The sequence below is a fragment of the Methylococcus sp. EFPC2 genome (assembly GCF_016925495.1).
GTDB lineage: Bacteria > Pseudomonadota > Gammaproteobacteria > Methylococcales > Methylococcaceae > EFPC2.
Genome location: NZ_CP070491.1, coordinates 349,879 through 369,312, shown reverse-complemented (window position 1 = coordinate 369,312; position 19,434 = coordinate 349,879). Strand labels below are relative to the sequence as shown.

Sequence of the window (19,434 nt, the reverse complement as noted above, 5' to 3'; positions counted from 1 at the left end):
ACCCCCGATTCCTGTTTGACCGCCAAAGCCCCAGTTCACCGCGCGTGCGGAGGTGCGCGGTGAAGCCGAAGGCCCGGGGCGGTTCTATGTTAAGGCATGAGCGGATAATATTGCGCGGGTCTCCTAGACGGAGACCTGCCACTGACAACAACCCGAGGTAAGCCCTTGAGCGGTCACGACAATATTTTCAACACGGAAACCGACGCCGTCGCCGACTTCGCATTCAATGCCCAGGTCGCCCAGGTATTCGACGACATGCTGGGGCGTTCCGTGCCTTTCTACGGCGAGATGCAAAGAATGATTGCCGAGATGGCCGCGGAATATGCCGTAAAGGGCACGCGGGTCTACGACCTGGGATGCTCCACCGGCACGACGCTGCTGAACCTGGGACGCGCGATCGAGCGGGAAGTATCATTCGTCGGCCTGGACTACTCGGCCGAGATGCTCGACAAATGCAGGGAAAAACTGAAGCAGCATGGGTTTGACAGGCCGCACGAGTTGTCCTGCGCGGACCTGAACAACCCGCTCAAGATCGAAAACGCCTCGGTCGTCCTGATGGTCTTGACCCTGCAATTTATCCGTCCGATACACCGCGAACGGCTGCTGCGGGAAATCTACGCCGGATTGCAGGAAGGCGGCTGCCTGATACTGATCGAGAAGGTACTGGGCGGCAGTTCGCTGCTAAACCGGCAATTCATTAAGTTCTATTACGACTTCAAACGCCGCAACGGCTATAGCGAACTGGAAATCGCGCAGAAACGCGAGGCGCTGGAAAACGTTCTGGTTCCCTACAGCGTGGACGAAAACCGCGACCTGCTCCTGCGCCAGGGTTTTCGGCATTGCGATACGTTTTTCAAGTGGTACAACTTCGCTGGCCTGGTGGCAGTCAAATGATGGTTGCGTTGGGAAACTTCCTCTTCCGCTACCGGAACTCGCTCTTTCCGGTCCTGTTTCTATTCCTCTTTACCGGCAATGCCTGGCCCGCTTTTCAGGATAGGGATACCCAGACCTTCCTGCTGGTCGCCGGCATACTGCTAGGCGCGGCCGGCCAATTCTGGCGAGGGCTGACGATAGGTTTGGCTTACATACGCCGCGGCGGCAAAAACAAGCAGGTTTATGCGGAAGTGCTGGTCCAGGATGGAATATTCGCGCACTGCCGCAACCCGCTTTATCTGGGGAATCTGCTGATGATCACCGGCCTGGGCATCGCGTCCAACTCCCTGCCCTTCGTGCTGGTCGGACTGCCATTGTTCTATTTGGCCTACGCCGCCATCATCGCGGCCGAAGAAAATTTTCTGCGGGGGAAATTCGGCGGGGAATACGCGACCTATTGCGCTCGCGTGAACCGCCTGATCCCTAAGCTGACCGGCCTGAGGCGGACCCTCCGCAGCATGGATTATCACTGGGATAGGCTGATCGCCAAGGAATACCAGACGATCTACTTCTTCGGCCTGGGTGCGTTCCTGCTCGTGGCGAAACACCTCTATATCGCAGACGTTTACCAGACCTCCCGCCTGGCTTTGTGGCTATCCATCCTGTTTCCCATCGTCCTGACGGCCGCCTTTCTGATTGCACGCTGGTTGAAGAAAAGCCGACGCCTGCGAGTCGGACAGACGGGCTAGAACCGCGCAAGCGCGGATCGGAGCTGGAGCGAGCCTAGATCGGCATGGGCGGCGGGGGCTCGATTAGGCCTGCTCCCCGTTCCGCCAGCCCCCCGCCCTATAAACCACCACCTGATTGCGGCCGTTTTTCTTGGCCTGGTACAGCGCCTGGTCGGCCGCTTTCAGCAATTTGCCGCCATCGCTCAGATCCTCAGACAACTGCGCGACCCCGGCTGAAAAGCTGACCCAGCCCCAAGTCTGGCCGTCGCGGCGCAACTCGGTGGTCTGCATTTGTTGGCGGATGTCGTCGATGCGCCGGAAGGTATCGTCTAGGGAAGAGTCCGGCATGATCACCACGAACTCCTCGCCGCCATAACGGCAGGCAATATCGCCGCGCCGCAGTTTCTCGCGCAACAAATCGGCCAATTGCTGTAGCACGATATCCCCCACCTCGTGACCGTGGGCATCGTTGAAAGTCTTGAAGCGATCGATGTCCATCATGACCGCGCACAGGGGCGTTCCTCCCCGTTCAGCGCGCGCGATCTCCCTGGGGAGGGTTTCGTTCAAATAGCGGCGATTGAAGAGCCGGGTCAGCCCGTCATGCGTCGCCTGCTCGTGCAGGGCTAAGCGCATGTCCAAGTTGGAAAGCTCCAGACTCAGCGACTCGGCCACGGTAGCAATCAACCGTTTCTCCTGGTCGGAAAATAGCTGGCCGGCCCGCTTGAGTATCGTCAATACCCCCGCCAGTTCTCCCTGTATGAAAAGGGGAAGGCAAAGATAAGGGCCCTCGGGCGCCCGCGTGAAATGCTTGCACAACATCGCGTTGTTCGGTGTCAACGCCCAATGCGGGCCGCCGGTGCGTATCGCCCAGCAATCGTGGACGGCGAAAACGCTTTCCGGCTCGACTCCGCCCCACTGCGCCACGACTTCGAGGTGAGTGGCGCCGGCCTTTTTGATCGCAAGCACTCCGGACATACCCTCCAATAAACTCGGAAGCGCCAGATTGAGCGCCTGCCAGGCCTCGGGGCGAGTGCGGCAGATCTGTATCGTTGCGCTCATGCGGTTGAGCTGCGCCAGTTCCGCTTGGTGGGCTTCCAGTATCCGCATGGCGACTTTCAAATCCTCGTTGGCCAGTTCCCTGGCCTGCTCAAGCCGCTTGCGCTCGGTGATATCGCGCATGAACCCGTAAATTCGCCCGCCCTCGATGGGCTGGTAACAGGCGTTCACCTCGACGGTGATTTTTCTCCCATCCTTGCAAAGCACCAAGACCTCGAACTTGTCCCGCCCCCGCTCGACGATGCGGGCAATCTGCTGGCGGGCACCGAGCGGCGACTCCTTCGCTTCGATCTCCGCGACGTTCATGGCCAGCAACTCCTTGCGCGTATAACCCAGCAAGTCGCATAAAACCTGGTTGACCTCGACGATCTGGCCGTCCCGGCCGACGATGACAAAGCTATCCAGCGTGGCGACCATGACCGCGTTGAAACGGGCGGCGTTTTCACGGTCGGCATCGTCCACGGCTTGCTGAACCTTTAAGTCATGGTACAGACGCTCGCTCTCCAGGGCCTGGGCCTCCGCGCGCGCGGCCTTGCTCGCCTGACGCTGCTGCCAGCGGGCGCTCCCTCCGATGGCCAGCAGGCCAATCAGCCAAATTCCGCCGTGGCTGGCCAACATCACCTGTGTAAAGGACCAAACACTGGCTTCATAGGGCGCCATGTCGATGGATGTGCTGATCGCGCCACGGATGTCGCCTTCTCTGTATCCCTGATCCGCATGACAGGACAGACAGCTTTGCTCGATGTGTAACGCACGGATATAGCGAAACTCATGCTTGCCCCGGTATTCGACGCGCTCGCCGAACTCCTCCCCCCCTTCCTGGAACCGCCTCATCGCGTCCGCCTCCCATGGACTCGGGACATTGGCGGGATTGATGGGATTAAGGCTGGTGATGCGGCCGCTAATACCGAAGCGCCGGGAATAATCATCCAGCACTTGGCGCATCATGTACGCCGGGTTGATCAGGGTCAGCGCCATGCCGTCGGTGGTTACCACGTCGCGACCGGGATTTTTGAGGTAAGGATTGGGCGGCGACTTTGCCGAGGGCTGCACGTAAACGCCGCCATGGGCGGCCGCCCAGGAACGAAAGCTCAGGTCCTTGTCGATGAAGGATTTAGCCTGCAATCGGACTTGTTCGGTCACTTCATGGTCATATCGGGCGATGTTCCAACCCAGCGAGGCCAGCAGCAGCAGCGTCCAAACGGCAGCCGTCAACAATGCGGTGAATTTGATGGGGTATTGTGCGTTCATGCCTGTTCGGCACCGTCAAAGGGCCGCGCTATCCAAGCTTTAATCCGACGCCAAAATTCAGTGGCCGCGTCCGAGTTGGCCGTGTCGAAGTTCGCCCTTCGAAGCGCTCCGCGCATACGGTATTTCAGTATCAAGCCATAAGCATAGCCAGTCTGAAACTCAACGCCAGCGCCGCACGGGCGAGTGGACACTCACGGTGGCGATGCGCGGGAACCCGCTCAGTTTTCCTTGCGATAAGTGCCCACCAGTTCCGTCTTGGCAATCACATGTCCATTCATCGCCTTTTCCAGTTGGCTCTTGGTCGGATGGCCCAAATCGGGCAGTTCGAGGTCCAGCGCATAAAGCTTATGGAAATAGCGGTGCCGGCCGACGGGCGGACAAGGGCCACCGTAACCGGTTTTCTTCCAGTCGTTTAAACCTTCCCGGGTGCCTTTCGGTAAATCACCCACCACCACGGCCTCCGGCAATCCGGTGGCCACGGGCGGGAGGTTGTACAGGACCCAATGCACCCAGGTCATCTTGGGCGCGGCCGGATCGGGGGCGTCCGGGTCATCCACGATCAACACCAGGCTTTTGGTACCCGGGGGGGCCCCCGACCAGCTCAGCGGAGGCGAGGCATCCAGCCCCTGGCAGGTATGACGGCGAGGAATTTCGCCCTGATGTTCGAAGGCCGAGGATCGCAAGCTGAAGCTCATGGCCAGGTCTCCTGTTCCGGGTTCGGCAAGGGCAGTGTTCACTGCCCACTGCATTAACAGCACCCATAGTGCTGACCGTTTGTACATGTCCAACTCCCTGAAAGTATCGAGTCCGATCTGGATCGGCCGGCATCATAGGCCCAAGCCGGTAGCTTGCGCCAGACTCCGTTAGCCTACGCGCGGCGGCACATCCCGGTTGCGTCGCGGCCTGCCGAACAGATCGCGTAACTCGTCCTTCGCCTGTTCCAGGCAGACACGGCGCTTATCGGCTAGTTGGCTGCCCGCACGGTTGATATAAAAGTTGAGCATGGACATGGCGGACCGGAACGGATCGGCCTTGCGCCTATGGCTTTGTTCGGCGGATCGTTTGAGGGAAGAGGCGATCGCACGGGGATCGTCCAGGGTGAACACCCCCGGTTCGAGATCCAAGGCATTGCTGGTTTTGGTGACCTGCTGGGACCACCGAGTGGGTAGCTCTGCAACCATGGCGATAGCCGGACAGGAAAACCCGGCTATTTCACAGCGAAAGCTTGCGGCGGCGCAAATCCTGATTGAGGCCCGGGCGCGCTATCGATAGTCGGGCCGGCATCCGCGCGTGCAACACGCGGGAACCGGCTCGTGGGCGTCGGCACGTATTGGGCGGAATCTTAGCCCGGCTGCACTTCGTCGGCGTTGGCGATGAAGTCGAGGCGAGTAAGCTCGTCGAACACTTCGTTGGGGATGGTGTGCTCGTACTGGTCTTCGTACCAGCTACGGGTATAGGGAAGAAATATCCGCCCTTGCTGGATGGAGTGCAAAAGCTTGTCGCCCTGGTAGAGCGCGAAATCGACGCCGGTGTTGACCCCCACGCTGTTCCAGTCGTCGCCGAATACCTCGAATTGGACGATGACTTTGGAGAACAGACGGCCGCCTTCGGTCGTTTTGATCGCGGTGACGCGGATGTTCTGATAGCGTCGGGCGATCGCGCCGGTGTCCAAGGTTTGCAGGAACTCCTGCAGCTTGCCTTTTTTCACCTGGGTGCTTTCGTCGATGGGAACGCCCAGATTGGCGAGTCCGTTGGTTTTGGCGCTAGCCAGTTCGATAGTAGCGGTGTTTTTCGTCAATGCGGCCATGGTCGTGTCTTTTAAGTGTCAGGAGGTCTGTGCTAGCCCTTCCCGCGGTGATGGGTCGGGTTTGGGTTCTATACCGACATGACGTCCGCTTCCGGTTCGCCCAACCGCTAGCCTCGACCGGGCTCACACCCGCCGGGCCAGGGTGTGTATCGTCGTCCACCCTCGCGGAACCGGGTTACGCCGGAGAAACTCGGGATCTGCGGCGAAAGTCTGCTGCGGTCGCTCGCTGAAAACACCGCTGATGTCGCAGAGCGGAATGACGCGGTCCTCGGCAGCCTGAGCATCGGCGACAACCACCCCGCGTACCACCACCACCCCGGCCTCCACGCTTCCCCGGGCGATGATGTCGTGCGGCCGAAACCGCGTGACCATCGTACCGTCGCGGAACATCACCTGGGTCGAAAGCGCGCCGTCGATCAAGCGGATCAGTGAGTTGATAGGGTTCATCGCCTTCCACGTAGTCCTGTCGGTTTCGTCCGGCCCGGTGACCAAGCGATGCTTTGCCACGGGCCGGACGGCTCGATTATCTCCCGACGCACGCCGATCAAAAGCCCTCTGTCCGGCAGTTCTCTATTTCCGAAAATCGCCGGTGAGGCGTGCAGGCCGCGGCGTTCGGGGCTTACGGGCTCATCCGCCGGGATTAACCCGCGCCGGGGGCGTTTGCAAGTACGGACGCGCGGATGACAATGTCCCGACCAGATACCCACCGGAGACACCGAAGCATGGCAACCGATCTGGAAGGCCCGAGCCAGCCGCCGCTATCCTGCGGCAAACCCAAATATATCGTCGTCCTGCTGCACGACGCCGGCTCCAACGGCGACGAGGTCATCGGTCTGGCGCCCGAGTGGGCGCCCATCCTGGGCAAAGCGGAATTCCTCGCTCCGCATGCGCCCTGGCCGGTCAAATCGGACGATGGTGGACGGCAATGGCTATCGCCGCCCCAGGCAGGACAAACGGGCGACGGCTACCCGGCAGCCGCCGAGCGCCTGAACACCTTCATCGATGCGGCCCTCGCCAGACGCAAGCTGACCGGCGATCGACTGGCCCTGGTAGGGTTCGCCCAAGGCGCCGAACTCGCGCTCTACGCGGCATTGCGCCGCGAGCGGCCTTTAGGTGCCGTCGTCGCCATCGCAGGGGGGCTGGAGCCAAACAGGATCGGCTTCGATACCCCGGCCTCCAAGCCGCCCGTGTTGCTGGTCGGGGCCGGCCTGGAACCGCAAGCTCCGGAATCGCTGGAGAAAATGGAACAGACCCTGAGCGAACGGGAAATCCCCGTGCAGAAACTGGAAAATCCCGGCGATTATCTGGGCCTGGACGACAACGGGATCGGTCTGATCGCCGACTATCTGCATCGAGCCCTGGTCAAAGCTGACGGCGATGACCACCATCATTGAACCCGACTCTTGGCGTGCTGACGGCCGGGCTCACCTTGCCTTAACTCTTGCGACCAATTCGTCCAGGTTGAGCAGGAAGATCTGGTTCGCGGCATGAACCAGATCCTGCGCGCAGTGGGCCTGACCGAAGGTTTTTCGCTGAGCCAAGTCGAGCCAAAAAGGCGGCAGCAGACTCGAGCGGCTTACCATGCCACCCTCCACATCGGGCGCCGCGTACAGTACTTTGCCGATACCGGACGTGCTCAATCGCACCAAACACATGGGGCAGGGTTCAAGCGAGGTATACAGGGTATAAGCTTCCAAACCGACCGGCTCGGGATGGGCATCCTCGAACTCATCCATGACGACCATCTCGGCGTGTAAATCGCTGCGGAAGTGCGGCGTGAATACCCGATTGTGCCCTTGAACCGCCAAGGCTCCCTGGCCATCGACCAACACGCAGCCCACGCCGAAATTTCCGGCCGCAACGGACTCCAGCGCCAAGGTACAGGCAAGCCATACGTAAACGTTATCGGCATGTCCGCCGCCGAGTCGGTAATCCTGCAACCAGGTTTTCCAAGCGTTAATGCCTGCGCTTAGCGGCTCGATGTTCGCCAGGCGTTGTTGTCCGATGTTGCGAAACTCGTCCGTCATGGTCATCACCGGCTATCCTCATTCTTCCGATTAGGCACCGGGGTAGTGATATAGATACCCTTCATCGCTGCGCATGCAACACCATGGGGCGGATACCCTTAGGGCGATCCGTTAGGCTCACTGCCCCCGCATGAAAAACCGGTCCAAATCCTTGGCGCCCAGTTCGATCCAGGTCGGTCGGCCGTGGTTGCATTGGCCGCAGTTTTCGGTCGCCTCCATTTCGCGCAGCAAGGCATTCATTTCCGCGGTGGTGAGTCGGCGCTGGGCGCGGACGGAGCCGTGACAGGCCATGGTGGCGAGCACCTGATTCAGCGCCTGTTCCAGGCGGAAACTGCGGCCTTGCTGATTGAGATCGGCCAGCAGGTCACGCACCAGTTGTTCGGCCCGCTCGGCGCTCAACAAGGCCGGCAGAGCTCTGACCAGCAGGGTATCCAGGCCGCTGCGGCTCAATTCCAGGCCCAGTTTCTCGAAATCGGCGGCGTGCTCCTCCGCCAGCTCCGTCTCGGCTTCGGTCACGCGCACCCGCACCGGAAGCAGCAGGCGCTGGCTGGCGATGGAACCGGCCTGAAACTGGCGCTTGAGTTTTTCGTAAGTCACCCGCTCGTGGGCGGCATGGGCATCCACCAGTACCAGGCCGTTGCGGGTTTCCGCCAGGATGTAGATGTTGTGCAGATGGGCGATGGCCTGGCCCAAGGGCGGGTGAGCCGTATCCTCGGGCGGTTGGTGGACCTGAACCCGCGTCGATTCGTGCGACGCTGCATACAAAGTTTGCAAGGCGCTGAGGGTTTCCCGCACCTGCAAGGGCAAACTGGCCTGCGCTGGCGGGCGGCGCGGGGCATAAGCGGGGGCTGTAGCAACCGTCTCGACGTCGGCAGCAGCCTGTAAGAACGGCTCCGCCTCGACGGACCGGATCGTTTCGTTTGATTCGTAAGATTCGGGCACGCTCGCGCCGGGCCGGTCGTCGGCCAGGCAGCGGTGCAGGGCGCTGAATAGGAAATCGTGCACCAGCCGGCCTTCGCGAAAGCGCACTTCCAGCTTGGCGGGGTGGGCGTTGACGTCGACCAGGGCCGGGTCCAGTTCCAGATAAAGCACGTAAACCGGCTGGCGGCCGTGATAAAGCACGTCGTGGTAGGCCTGCCGCAAGGCATGGGCGACCAGCTTGTCGCGCACCAGCCGGCCGTTGACGTAGAAGAACTGCATGTCCGCCTGGCCGCGGGAAAAGGTGGGCAGGCCGACCCAGCCGCTCAGGCTGAGGCCCGAGGCTTGGTAACTGACCGCCAGCGAATTGCCAAGAAATTCTTCGCCGCACACCAGCGCCAAGCGCTTCTCCCGCCCGGCGTCGGTAGCGGCCGGCTTGAGGTTCAGCACTTCGCGCTGGTTGTGGTGCAGCACGAAGCCGGTCTCGAAGCGGCTCAAGGCCATGCGCCTCAGCAAAGTCTCGATGTGGCCGAATTCGGTCTTCTCGGTCTTGAGAAATTTGCGCCGCGCCGGGGTGTTGTAGAACAGGTCGCGCACTTCCAGGGTAGTGCCGGGCGGATGCGCCGCCGGCTGGATGTCGTAGCCCTGCTCGGTGCCGTCGGCCAGGATGCGCCAGGCGGCGTCGGCCCCCGCCGTGCGCGAGGTCAGGCTGAGCCGCGCCACCGAGCTGATGCTGGGCAAGGCCTCGCCGCGAAAGCCCATGCTGGCCACCCGCTCCAGATCGTCCAGGCTGGCGATCTTGCTGGTGGCGTGACGCGCCAGCGCCAGCGCCAGTTCGTCGCGCGGGATACCACAGCCGTTGTCGCGGATGCGGATCAGCCGCGAGCCGCCCTGCTCGATATCGACCTCCACCGATCCCGCACCGGCGTCGAAGCTGTTTTCGACCAGTTCCTTGACCACCGACGCGGGCCGTTCGACCACCTCGCCGGCGGCGATTTGATTGATCAATTGGGGAGGAAGCTGGCGGATGGGCATGGTGCAGGCCGTTGTTGGATGGATGGCTATAAAACCGGCCGCTCCATTTTACCGGACCGCTGGACGCTGCGGGTCTTTAAACATTCGTCGCGGGCCTAAGCCCTTATCATGCAAGGCCACGGAACGGGCGCGGACGCCTGGGGATGTGCTGATGCCGGTTGCGCCTTAGCGCCGCCAACCCGAGCCGTAGCGGGTTCCAGCAGGGGATAGGCGTAAGGCTCGGTAACGAAGGGAGCGTCCGGGACATCCTGCAAGAATGTCCCGGCAAGGGGGCGTGAAGAATTAAGCCCGGCGTAATCAGCCGGTATGGCTCAACCAGTCGGCGTGATCGGCTCGCCGGCCGTAGACGTAGTCGAAATAGAGCGCTTGCAGCTTGGCCGTGATAGGACCGCGCCCGCCCGAGCCTATGCTGCGCCCGTCCAGCTCGCGAATGGGCGTGACTTCGGCGGCGGTGCCGGTGAAGAAAGCTTCGTCGGCAATATAGACCTCGTCGCGGGTGATGCGCTTTTCGATCACTTGCAGCCCCTGTTCGGCGGCGATGGTCAGTATGGTTTCGCGGGTGATGCCTTCCAGCGCGGAGGTCAGATCCGGCGTGTAAAGCTTGCCTTTGCGTACGATGAAGAAGTTCTCGCCGCTGCCTTCCGCCACATAGCCCTCATGGTCCAGCAGCAGAGCCTCGTCGCAACCGGCCTCGACGGCTTCGCGGACCGCCAGTATGGAATTGACGTAGTTGCCGTTGGCCTTGGCCTTGCTCATCACGCTGTTGACATGATTGCGGGTGTAGGAGGAAGTGCGCACCTTGATGCCCTTCTCCATGTTTTCGGCACCCAGATAGCTGCCCCATTCCCAGGCCGCGACCATGACGTGGACGTTCAAATTGGCCGCATGCAGGCCCATGCCTTCGGCGCCCAGGAAAGCCATGGGCCGGAGATAGGCGCTGGACAGGTGGTTGCGGCGCAAGGCGTCGAGCTGCACGGCGTCCAGGGTGTCCTTATCGTAGGGCAGCTTCATGTGCATGATGTGAGCCGAACGGAACAGCCGGTCGGTGTGGTCGCGCAGGCGGAAAATCGCCGTCCCGCGCTCCGTGTTGTAAGCGCGCACGCCTTCGAACACGCCGCAGCCGTAGTGCAGGGTGTGGGTCAGCACGTGGGTCTTGGCTTCCCGCCAGGGCAGCCATTCGCCGTCCAGCCAGATGACGCCGTCTCTGTCATCCATCGCCATTGATCGTTCTCCCGTTCAGGTTTATGGGTATAAGGTCGGGCGCCTAGCCTTCCAGGTAGGTGCGCCAAATCGATAGGACACGGTCGCGCAGATCGGCGAACTCGGCCGGCGGCGCCAGCGCGGACTGATCCAGCAGCGCCGCCCTATGGCCGAGTTCGCGGTAGCGGCAGTAGGCCTGTTTCAGCAGGGCCGCATCGTCCGCCGAGAGAAATCCGCTGTCCCGCAAGGACTCCAGCAGCCGCACCACGTCGGTCCAGCGCGTGAGCGCGTCGGGGTGTTCGGAAGCGCCCGAAAGAACGCCGAATTGTACAAGAAACTCGATGTCGGCAATACCGCCCGCGCCTTGCTTGAGGTCGAACAGCGCGCTGTCCTTGTGCTCCAGGTTGATCCGCATCTTCTCGCGCATCTCCCTCACCTCGCGCCGCAGGGTGCCGATCTCGCGCGGACGGGCCAGGCTTTGCCGGCGTATGGCCAGAAACCGCTCGCCCACCGCGGGGTCGCCCGCGATGAAGCGCGCTCGCACCAGGGCCTGCTGCTCCCAGGTCCAGGACTCGTGCAACTGGTAATGCTGGTAAGCCGCCAGGCTGCTCACCAGCAGGCCGGAACTGCCGCTGGGCCGCAGGCGCAGATCGATCTCGTAGAGCGCTCCCGACAACATCTGGGTGGTGAGGATGGAGATCATGCGCTTGGCCACCCGCGCGTAAAACTGCGCGCTGGGGATGGGGCTCGCGCCCTGGGTGACCGCGTTGTCGTCCACGCCGCCGTAGAGAAATACCAAATCCAGATCCGAGGCGTAGCCCAGTTCGATACCTCCGGCCTTGCCGTAGGCGATCACCGCGAAACCCTGAACGCGATCGCCCTGCCCTCCCGGCGGCGGGCCGTGGCGTTCGCAGGTCTGCTGCCAGGCGCGGGCGAGCGCTTCCTCGACGAGGACTTCGGCCAGCCAGGTGAGATAGTCGCTGACCACCATGATGGGGATGACCCCCATGATATCGGCCACGGCGATGCGCAAAACATTGGATTGCTTGAACTGGCGCAGCACGGTCATCAACTGCTCGGTGTCGCCGGTGTCCACCGAACCGAGACGGGCGTCCAGTTCGGCCCGCAGTTGTTCGCGGCTGAGCGGCGTGTAGAGGCCTGCCGGATCCAGCAAGTCGTCCAGCAGCAGCGGATGGTCGGCGATGTACTGGGTGATCCAGGAGCTGGCCGCCGCCAGTTTCACCAGCTGCGACAAGGCCAGGGGATTCTCGGCCAGCAGGGTGAAATAGACGTTGCGGCCGGCGATGGCTTCGAGCACCTTGAGGATGCGCGCCAGCGTTTCGGCCGGCTCCTGGACACCGCCGACGGCCCGCAGCAGCAGCGGCATGATCCGGTTCAGCTCGGCGGCGCCGCGGGTCGTGACGCGCCGTATGGCGGTCGACTGCCCGAAGGCGAGCAGCAGGGGCAGCAAGGGCTCGGGCTCCCGCAAGCCCAGCTCGATCAGGGATTTGCGCCACATGGCATCGTCCTGCTCCAGCCACTGGCGGTTTTCGGTTTCGCCTTCGGCGGTCTGCGGCGCGGATATCACCTGCTCGAAGATCTCGTGCACCCCGAGGCGCACGGCATCCAGAGCGGCCTTGAACCCGTTCCAGTCGGCGTATCCCATGCCGTGGGCCAGAGCCAGGCGGCGCAACGGGTCGGCGGGCAGGTCGTGGGTCTGCTGGTCGGCGTATTGCTGGATGCGGTTTTCCGTCAGGCGCAGGAAGCGGTAGGCCTCCTTCAACCGCTGCACGATATTCCTGGGCAGATGTTCCAGTTCGCCCAGCCGGTCCAGGACCGTCAGGATGTCCCGCTCGCGCAGGCGCTTTTCCTGTCCTCCGCGGATGAGCTGGAAAGCCTGGCCTATGAATTCGATCTCGCGGATGCCGCCCGGCCCCAGCTTGACGTTGTCCTGCCGGTCCTTGCGCTGCAGTTCCAGGGCGATCTTGCGCTTCAACTCGCGCAGCTCGCCGAAGGCGCGGTAATCGAGGTAACGCCGGTAGACGAAAGGCCGGCGGATGTCGTCCAGCGCGCGGATGGCCGGCGCATCGCCCGCGATCGCCCGCGCCTTGACCATGGCGTAGCGCTCCCATTCGCGCGCCTGGCTCTGGTAATAGCGCTCCATGGCGTCGAAACTCATGGCCAGGGGGCCGGCATCGCCGAAGGGGCGGAGCCGCATGTCGACGCGAAAGACGAAGCCGTCGCCGGTAACCTCGTCCAGCACCTTGACCAGGGAGCGGCCCAGCCGGGTATAGAACTCGGAGTAGCTGGTCTCTTTCTTGTCCGGCAACTGGCCTTCTTCCTCGTAGGCGAAGATCAGATCGATGTCCGAGGAATAATTCAGCTCGCGCGCGCCCAGCTTGCCCATACCCAACACCACCAGGCGCTGAGGCTGGCCGCCCCGGTTCAGCGGCGTACCGCGCAACTCGCAGGCGCGCAGAAACAGCCACTCCAGGCTCTCGGCCACGCAGGCTTCGGCCAGGTTCGAGAGATCGGCCAGGGTTTCGTCCAGATTCGCCCAGCCGGCGATGTCGCGCCAGGCGACGCGCACCATCTCGCGGTTGCGGAAGTAGCGCAGGATGGCCATCAGCTCCGCTTCCGTCCCAGCCCCGGCCAGCAGGGCCGCCAACTCGCGCCGGCAAGAGGATTCGGCCCTGGCCTCGAACAGCAATTCGCCGGTCAGCAATTCGAACCATGAGGCCGGCCGCCGCACGCATTGCTCCGCGACGAAGGGGCTGGCGGCCCAGACCGTTCCCAGGCTTCCTTCCAGAAGCGCACCGCGCTCGACCGGCAGGTCGGGGATCGCGATGCCGCTTGCGAGGAAATCGGCCCAAAGGTTTTCGGCCGCGAGCTTCAACTCAGCCGGCAGCCCGGTGAAACGAGGCTGCATCACGATGCGGCGGGCCTAGCAAGGATTGCCGGCCGCATCAATTCTCCTCCGCCCGGATCTTGATGGTCATGTAATACAAAGCATCGGCTATGTCCTGCTCGCTCAGCCGGGCGCGGCCTCCTTGCGCCGTCATGCCCATGAAACCGTGCGTGACATGGTCCTTCATCAGGGAGGTCCATTCCAGAGACCGCTCGTCCCATTCTTCCACGTCTTCCAGAGAGGGCGCTCCGTTGCGTCCGCTTTCATGGCATACGCCGCATGTGGCTTGATAGACACGCATGCCGCGTTCGAAATCGGCTTTTTGTGCCGTCCGCTTCGCCGGAGCATTCTCGGCGCACGCGGCGAGTAGGCAGGACAGGGCGAGAGCGGCGCTGGTTAATGCTGTCTTCATATCGTGTTTTTCCGTGGGCTTGCGTTCGCCGGTTCGACGCCTGCTCGCGCGGTGCACGCTAGCTCGAGGCAGCCGAACGGCCAGTGTGGTCGCCGGAAAATATAGTCCCGTGCCGGCGGTAGCGGGAGTCCGCGCGATGCGCGGGGCGGCCGGTTCCGTCGATGAGGACCGAGTATCAGATCGTGAAGTCCTGCTTGCCGGCCAGGGGGTCGAGCAGTTCGATGACTTTTTCCACGTCAACCTCGTCGGCCGGGAGCACCAGGCTGCCGGCATCCACGGGCGGCACGTCCGCGACGGCGGCGAGACACACCAGGCCCGCGTGGTTGAGGCTACGGGCCAGCAATGCCGCCGGGATATCCCGGCCGTCTTCGTCGATCACCGCGGCGGCGTGTCCGCGATCGAACAACTGCCGTTCCAGGGCGTAGGCGACCTCGCGCCGGTTGTCGCCGGTCAGCCACAAGGTGACGGCGCGCTGGCCGAAGCGGGCGGCGCGCTCTTCCGCGCTCACGTGGCGGACGGCTCCGTCGGACTCGGCCGGCCCCAGTATCATCCCGGCGCCGACGGTCGCATTGGTCAGCCGGTCGATGACGATGAATGAGCCGGTGGTCTTGCAGCGGGTGTAGGCGTCGTAGGCGATGGGCGCGCTGAGGGCGATCTCGCAGCGGCCGATCTCGTTGAGCGCCAGGCGGTCGGCCGCATGATGCGCCAGCGTGTTGACGTCGATGCGGTAATGGATGCGCGGGATGGACCCGCTGACGCAGCGGGTGGTCTGTTTGATCGTGTACTGGCGCCCCGGAATCAGCGGATTCTCGGTCATCCAGACGATGTGCGCCTCGAAGCGCGAACCGAGGTGGGGCAGATTGTCGGGCCGCACCAGCATGTCGCCGCGGCTGACGTCGATCTCGTCCTCCAGCGTCAGCGTGACCGCCTGAGGGGGGAAGGCCTCGGCTTGATCGCCGTCGTAAGTCACGATGGCCTTGACCTTGCTGGTCCGGCGGGACGGCAAGGCCATGACCGTGTCGCCCCGGCGCACGATACCCGAGGCCACGGTGCCGCTGAAACCGCGGAAGTCCAGGTTGGGCCGGTTGACCCATTGCACGGGGAAGCGCAGATCGTCGAAATTCTGGTCGTCGGCGATTTCGATGGTGTTCAGCAATTCCATCAGGGGTAGGCCGTCGAACCAGGGCATCGCCTCGCTGCGGTTGACCACGTTGTCGCCCCGCAGGGCGGACATGGGGATGAAGTGGATGTCGCGCAGGGCCAGCTTGTCGGCGAACGCCAGATAGTCCGCGCGTATCGTTTCGTAAGTCTCGCGGCTGAAACCCAGCAAATCCATCTTGTTGATCGCCACGACCACATGCTTGATGCCCAGCAGCGACACGATGAAGCTGTGGCGCCGCGTCTGGGTCTGCACCCCGTGGCGGGCGTCGATCAGGATGATGGCTAGGTCGCAGGTGGATGCGCCGGTCGCCATGTTGCGGGTGTACTGCTCGTGGCCCGGCGTGTCGGCGATGATGAACTTGCGCTGGGCGGTCGAGAAATAGCGGTAGGCCACGTCGATGGTGATGCCTTGCTCGCGCTCGGCCTGCAGACCGTCCACCAGCAAGGCCAGATCGATGTCGTCGCCCGTGGTGCCGGATTTCACGCTGTCCTTCTGGATGGCGGCCAGATGATCCTCGTAGATCATCTTGGAATCGTGCAGCAGCCGGCCGATCAGGGTGCTCTTGCCGTCGTCGACGTTGCCGCAGGTGAGGAAACGCAGCAGTTCCTTGCGTTCGTGCTGGGCAAGGTAGGCGTGGATGTCGGTGCTGATGAGATCGGATTGATGGGACATGGTCAAAATGGCGGAAGTATTGGACGCGATATGCAGACCGGAAGCCTAGAGGCGCGATCAGGAAACAGGCGGTCATCGGTGGGTTGCGCCGGCAACCCGCCCGGCAGCTAAGCTAGAAATACCCTTCCTTCTTCTTTTCTTCCATGGAACCGGCCTGGTCGTGGTCGATGACCCGGCCCTGGCGTTCCGACGTGCGTGTCAGCAGCATTTCCTGAATGATGGCCGGCAGCGTGTCCGCTTCGGACTCCACCGCGCCGGTCAGCGGATAACAGCCCAGGGTGCGGAAACGGACCGTCTTCATCTGGGGAACCTCGCCGGGCCGCAGCGGCATGCGCTCGTCGTCCACCATGATGAGCACGCCGTCGCGCTCCACCACCGGCCTGGGCTTGGCGTAGTAAAGCGGCACGATGGGAATGTTTTCCAGATAGATGTATTGCCACACGTCCAGCTCGGTCCAGTTGGAGAGCGGGAATACCCGGATGCTCTCGCCTTTGTTGACCTTGCCGTTGTACAGGCTCCACAGTTCCGGACGCTGGTTTTTCGGGTCCCAGCGATGATGCTGGTCGCGGAAGGAATAGACGCGTTCCTTGGCGCGGGACTTCTCCTCGTCGCGGCGCGCGCCGCCGAAAGCCGCATCGAATTTGTATTTGTCCAAGGCCTGCTTGAGCGCCTCGGTTTTCATCACGTCGGTGTGCTTCTTGCTACCGTGGCTGAACGGGCCTATGCCCTGGCGCACGCCTTCTTCGTTGACGTGGATGATCAACTCCAGGCCCAACTCGCGCACCATGCGATCCCGGAACGTGATCATCTCGCGGAATTTCCAGGTGGTATCGACATGCATCAGCGGAAAAGGCGGCTTGCCGGGATAAAACGCCTTCATGGCCAGGTGCAGCATGACCGCCGAATCCTTGCCGATGGAGTACAGCATGACGGGATTTTCGAATTCGGCCGCGACTTCGCGGATGATGTGGATGCTCTCTGCTTCCAGTTGCTTGAGGTGAGTGAGAGTGTGATCGGTCATTAGAGGAACGTTAAGCGAGCGTTTATGGCGGCATGGTATCACAAAGGGGCTTGGAGGCTGGTGGGCTTCCTGGGCAACAATGGTTGTCAAAGCAAGCACCTATCCAAGCCGCGGAGCATGGCGCCGGGTTTGTCAGCTTCAGGTTCGGTTCGGCATAATTCCGCATCGCGGGCCGGTTGGTTCCAGGCCCCTACTATTGAATCGCCCAGGAGAATTTCCGCCATGACGCAACGACTCGAACCGCTCGCCCTCCTCACCTGTGCCGCCTTGCTGAGCGCCTGCGCCTCCGCACCACACCCGGCGCCGCCCAAGGAAGCCGCGAAGCCCAGGTCGGGCGAGCAAATCCTCATCGAGAGCCAGGGATTGCAGCAGATAGGCGAACGCTGGCTGGAAGGACAGCGCAAGGTTCAGCAGGGCGAAGAACTGATACGCCAGGGCCAGCAGAAGATCGACGAAGGCGAGCGCATCGTCGAAGAGGGCCGCAAGATCATGAAGGAAAGCGAAGAGGGTTATCAGACCATCAAGAAATAGCGATGGTATTACCAGGGAGGCTGGCGCATCGCGGTCCGGGAGCGGCCCGGCACGCCACCATTCGGCGGGTTACGATGCGCAGCAAGCTCCTGCCTGTGGGCTAAGCCTTTGGGTCGCGCACCTAACCCGCCCTGCCCTGCAATCCTTCCTTCAGTTTCAAAGCCTGCTGCAAGGCGCCGTCGACGTCTTCGGCCAGCACGTTGAAATGGCCCATCTTGCGGCCGATGCGGGCCGACTTCTTGCCGTACAAATGCAAATGCACGTTCGGCTGGCTGAGCAGCCTATCCCAGGCCGGCTCATCGTCGCGCCAGATGTCGCCGAGCAGATTGACCATCACCACCGGGCTGAGCAACCGGGTGTCGCCCGGCGGCAGGCCGCACATCGCCCTCACCTGCTGGTCGAACTGACTGACCAGGGTCGCATCCAGGGTGTAATGCCCGCTGTTGTGCGGGCGCGGAGCGATTTCGTTGATGAGCAGCTCGCCGTTTTGCAACACGAAAAACTCGACGGCCAGCACACCCCCGTAATCCAGGGCCTCGGCCAGCTTAAGCGCCATGCCGCGTGCACTTTCCGCGATAGTGTCCGGCACGCGGGCCGGCACGATGCTGACGTCGAGTATGCCGGACTCGTGCTGGTTTTCCGCCACCGGGAAGCAAACCGCCTCACCAGGCCCGGTGCGGGTGACGATGACCGAGATTTCGGTTTGCAGGTCGAGCATCCGCTCCAGCACACAAGGCTGCTGCCCCATCTGCGCAAAGGCGGACTTGGCCTCCTCCGCGGTCTTGACGCGTATCTGCCCCTTGCCGTCGTAACCCAGCCGGGCGATCTTGAGGATGCCCGGCACATGGCCGCTCAGATTCTGATCGAGGTCGGCTTCCCGTTCGACGACCAGGAAGGGCGCGGTCTGCAATCCGGCCTGGTTGATGTAGCGCTTCTCGCGTATCCGGTCCTGGGCGATGGCGACCGATTCCGCCGAAGGACTGACGCGGACGTGCCGTTCCAGATAGCGCATGGTATCCGCCGGCACGTTCTCGAATTCGGTGGTCACCGCGACGCAGGTTTCCGCCAGGACCTGCAGGGCCAGAGCGTCATCGTAGGCCGCGCACAGATGGACGTCGGCTAGGGAGCCGGCCGGACTTTCCCGGTCCGGATCGAGCACGGTCACGCGATAACCCATGGCTCGGGCCGACATGGTGAACATGCGGCCCAGCTGGCCGCCCCCGAGTATGCCCAGCATGGCATTGGGCAGGATATGTCCGGCCATCAGTCCTCCAAGTCCGGCAATTGCAGGGCCAGCACGGCTTCGGTCTGGCGGCGGCGGAATGCCTGCAGGCGATCGTTCAGGTCCGGGTCGTGATTGGCCAATAGCGCGGCCGCGAACAACCCGGCGTTGGCGGCGCCGGCTTCGCCGATGGCAAAGGTGGCCACCGGAATGCCCTTGGGCATCTGCACGATGGAATAAAGGGAGTCCCGACCTTTCAAATACTTAGACGGCACCGGCACGCCCAGCACCGGCAGCGTGGTTTTGGCCGCCAGCATGCCCGGCAGATGAGCGGCCCCGCCGGCGCCCGCGATGATGGCCTGTAGCCCTCGCGCCGCGGCGCTTTCCGCGTACTCGAACAGCAAGTCCGGGGTGCGATGGGCGGAAACGACCCGGGCCTCGTAGGCGACTCCGAGATCCCGCAACTGCCGGGCGGCGTGCCGCATGACCTCCCAGTCGCTGTTGCTGCCCATGACGATGCCGATTTGAACCATTTACGTGCTACCGCGATAAAAAACGCGCGATTCTACCTGAACGGGACGTCGCTGGCATCGACGGTCATGGACTCGTTG

The 19,434-nt window shown here is 62.7% G+C and carries 18 protein-coding genes; 4 read left to right on the top strand and 14 right to left on the bottom strand.

Features of this window, described 5'->3' with window-relative positions:
• Nucleotides 1-165: 165 nt before the first annotated feature.
• Complete coding sequence (gene cmoA, locus JWZ97_RS01620) at nucleotides 166-894, top strand: carboxy-S-adenosyl-L-methionine synthase CmoA (RefSeq protein WP_240342428.1); 729 nt, start codon at nucleotides 166-168, stop codon at nucleotides 892-894.
• On the top strand, nucleotides 891-1,622 hold the full coding sequence (locus tag JWZ97_RS01615) for an isoprenylcysteine carboxylmethyltransferase family protein (RefSeq protein ID WP_205432984.1): 732 nt from the start codon (nucleotides 891-893) through the stop codon (nucleotides 1,620-1,622). The genes cmoA and JWZ97_RS01615 overlap by 4 nt, the downstream gene beginning before the upstream one ends.
• Nucleotides 1,623-1,685: 63 nt before the next feature.
• Here JWZ97_RS01615 and JWZ97_RS01610 read toward each other — a convergent pair whose 3' ends face one another.
• The 5 genes from JWZ97_RS01610 to JWZ97_RS01590 all read right to left on the bottom strand — a co-directional run bounded on the left by JWZ97_RS01610 (nucleotide 1,686) and on the right by JWZ97_RS01590 (nucleotide 6,222).
• Complete coding sequence (locus JWZ97_RS01610; protein WP_205432978.1) at nucleotides 1,686-3,908, bottom strand: diguanylate cyclase; 2,223 nt, start codon at nucleotides 3,906-3,908, stop codon at nucleotides 1,686-1,688.
• Nucleotides 3,909-4,126: 218 nt separating this feature from the next.
• Nucleotides 4,127-4,603, bottom strand: coding sequence for a YbhB/YbcL family Raf kinase inhibitor-like protein (locus JWZ97_RS01605; RefSeq protein ID WP_240342427.1), 477 nt, complete (start codon nucleotides 4,601-4,603; stop codon nucleotides 4,127-4,129).
• A gap of 168 nt (nucleotides 4,604-4,771) precedes the next feature.
• Nucleotides 4,772-5,089, bottom strand: coding sequence for a DUF3175 domain-containing protein (locus JWZ97_RS01600; protein ID WP_205432972.1), 318 nt, complete (start codon nucleotides 5,087-5,089; stop codon nucleotides 4,772-4,774).
• A 161-nt stretch (nucleotides 5,090-5,250) separates the two neighbouring features.
• The gene (locus JWZ97_RS01595) at nucleotides 5,251-5,715 is read right to left on the bottom strand and encodes a hypothetical protein (protein ID WP_205432971.1); all 465 of its coding nucleotides are present in this window, start codon (nucleotides 5,713-5,715) and stop codon (nucleotides 5,251-5,253) included.
• A gap of 123 nt (nucleotides 5,716-5,838) precedes the next feature.
• Nucleotides 5,839-6,222, bottom strand: coding sequence for a hypothetical protein (locus JWZ97_RS01590; protein ID WP_240342426.1), 384 nt, complete (start codon nucleotides 6,220-6,222; stop codon nucleotides 5,839-5,841).
• Nucleotides 6,223-6,437: 215 nt separating this feature from the next.
• Between JWZ97_RS01590 and JWZ97_RS01585 the strand changes: the two genes are divergently transcribed.
• Nucleotides 6,438-7,109 (top strand): alpha/beta hydrolase, encoded by a 672-nt coding sequence (locus JWZ97_RS01585; protein WP_205432970.1) that lies wholly within the window; start codon nucleotides 6,438-6,440, stop codon nucleotides 7,107-7,109.
• Between the two features lie 30 nt (nucleotides 7,110-7,139).
• Here the strand turns inward: JWZ97_RS01585 and JWZ97_RS01580 are convergent, their stop codons facing one another.
• The 7 genes from JWZ97_RS01580 to cysD all read right to left on the bottom strand — a co-directional run bounded on the left by JWZ97_RS01580 (nucleotide 7,140) and on the right by cysD (nucleotide 17,070).
• Nucleotides 7,140-7,748, bottom strand: coding sequence for a nucleoside deaminase (locus JWZ97_RS01580; protein WP_205432967.1), 609 nt, complete (start codon nucleotides 7,746-7,748; stop codon nucleotides 7,140-7,142).
• Nucleotides 7,749-7,859: 111 nt separating this feature from the next.
• Entirely contained in the window at nucleotides 7,860-9,695 is a 1,836-nt protein-coding gene (gene mutL / locus JWZ97_RS01575; RefSeq protein ID WP_205432965.1) for a DNA mismatch repair endonuclease MutL, read from the bottom strand.
• Nucleotides 9,696-9,992: 297 nt separating this feature from the next.
• Nucleotides 9,993-10,916: a branched-chain amino acid transaminase gene (locus JWZ97_RS01570; RefSeq protein ID WP_205432963.1), complete on the bottom strand. Its 924-nt coding sequence runs from the start codon at nucleotides 10,914-10,916 to the stop codon at nucleotides 9,993-9,995.
• A 43-nt stretch (nucleotides 10,917-10,959) separates the two neighbouring features.
• Nucleotides 10,960-13,824 (bottom strand): bifunctional [glutamate--ammonia ligase]-adenylyl-L-tyrosine phosphorylase/[glutamate--ammonia-ligase] adenylyltransferase, encoded by a 2,865-nt coding sequence (gene glnE / locus JWZ97_RS01565; protein ID WP_205434501.1) that lies wholly within the window; start codon nucleotides 13,822-13,824, stop codon nucleotides 10,960-10,962.
• A 37-nt stretch (nucleotides 13,825-13,861) separates the two neighbouring features.
• Nucleotides 13,862-14,215, bottom strand: a complete 354-nt coding sequence (locus tag JWZ97_RS01560) for a cytochrome c5 family protein (RefSeq protein WP_205432961.1) — start codon at nucleotides 14,213-14,215, stop codon at nucleotides 13,862-13,864.
• Nucleotides 14,216-14,390: 175 nt separating this feature from the next.
• On the bottom strand, nucleotides 14,391-16,049 hold the full coding sequence (cysN, locus tag JWZ97_RS01555) for a sulfate adenylyltransferase subunit CysN (RefSeq protein ID WP_205432960.1): 1,659 nt from the start codon (nucleotides 16,047-16,049) through the stop codon (nucleotides 14,391-14,393).
• Between the two features lie 112 nt (nucleotides 16,050-16,161).
• Complete coding sequence (cysD, locus tag JWZ97_RS01550; protein WP_205432955.1) at nucleotides 16,162-17,070, bottom strand: sulfate adenylyltransferase subunit CysD; 909 nt, start codon at nucleotides 17,068-17,070, stop codon at nucleotides 16,162-16,164.
• Nucleotides 17,071-17,292: 222 nt separating this feature from the next.
• Here cysD and JWZ97_RS01545 point away from each other — a divergent pair, with 222 nt between their 5' ends.
• On the top strand, nucleotides 17,293-17,601 hold the full coding sequence (locus JWZ97_RS01545; protein ID WP_205432952.1) for a hypothetical protein: 309 nt from the start codon (nucleotides 17,293-17,295) through the stop codon (nucleotides 17,599-17,601).
• Nucleotides 17,602-17,722: 121 nt separating this feature from the next.
• Here the strand turns inward: JWZ97_RS01545 and JWZ97_RS01540 are convergent, their stop codons facing one another.
• Entirely contained in the window at nucleotides 17,723-18,865 is a 1,143-nt protein-coding gene (locus tag JWZ97_RS01540) for a 5-(carboxyamino)imidazole ribonucleotide synthase (protein ID WP_205432951.1), read from the bottom strand.
• Nucleotides 18,865-19,356: a 5-(carboxyamino)imidazole ribonucleotide mutase gene (gene purE, locus JWZ97_RS01535; RefSeq protein ID WP_205432950.1), complete on the bottom strand. Its 492-nt coding sequence runs from the start codon at nucleotides 19,354-19,356 to the stop codon at nucleotides 18,865-18,867. Before purE ends, JWZ97_RS01540 begins: the two co-directional genes overlap by 1 nt.
• Nucleotides 19,357-19,434 lie beyond the last annotated feature (78 nt).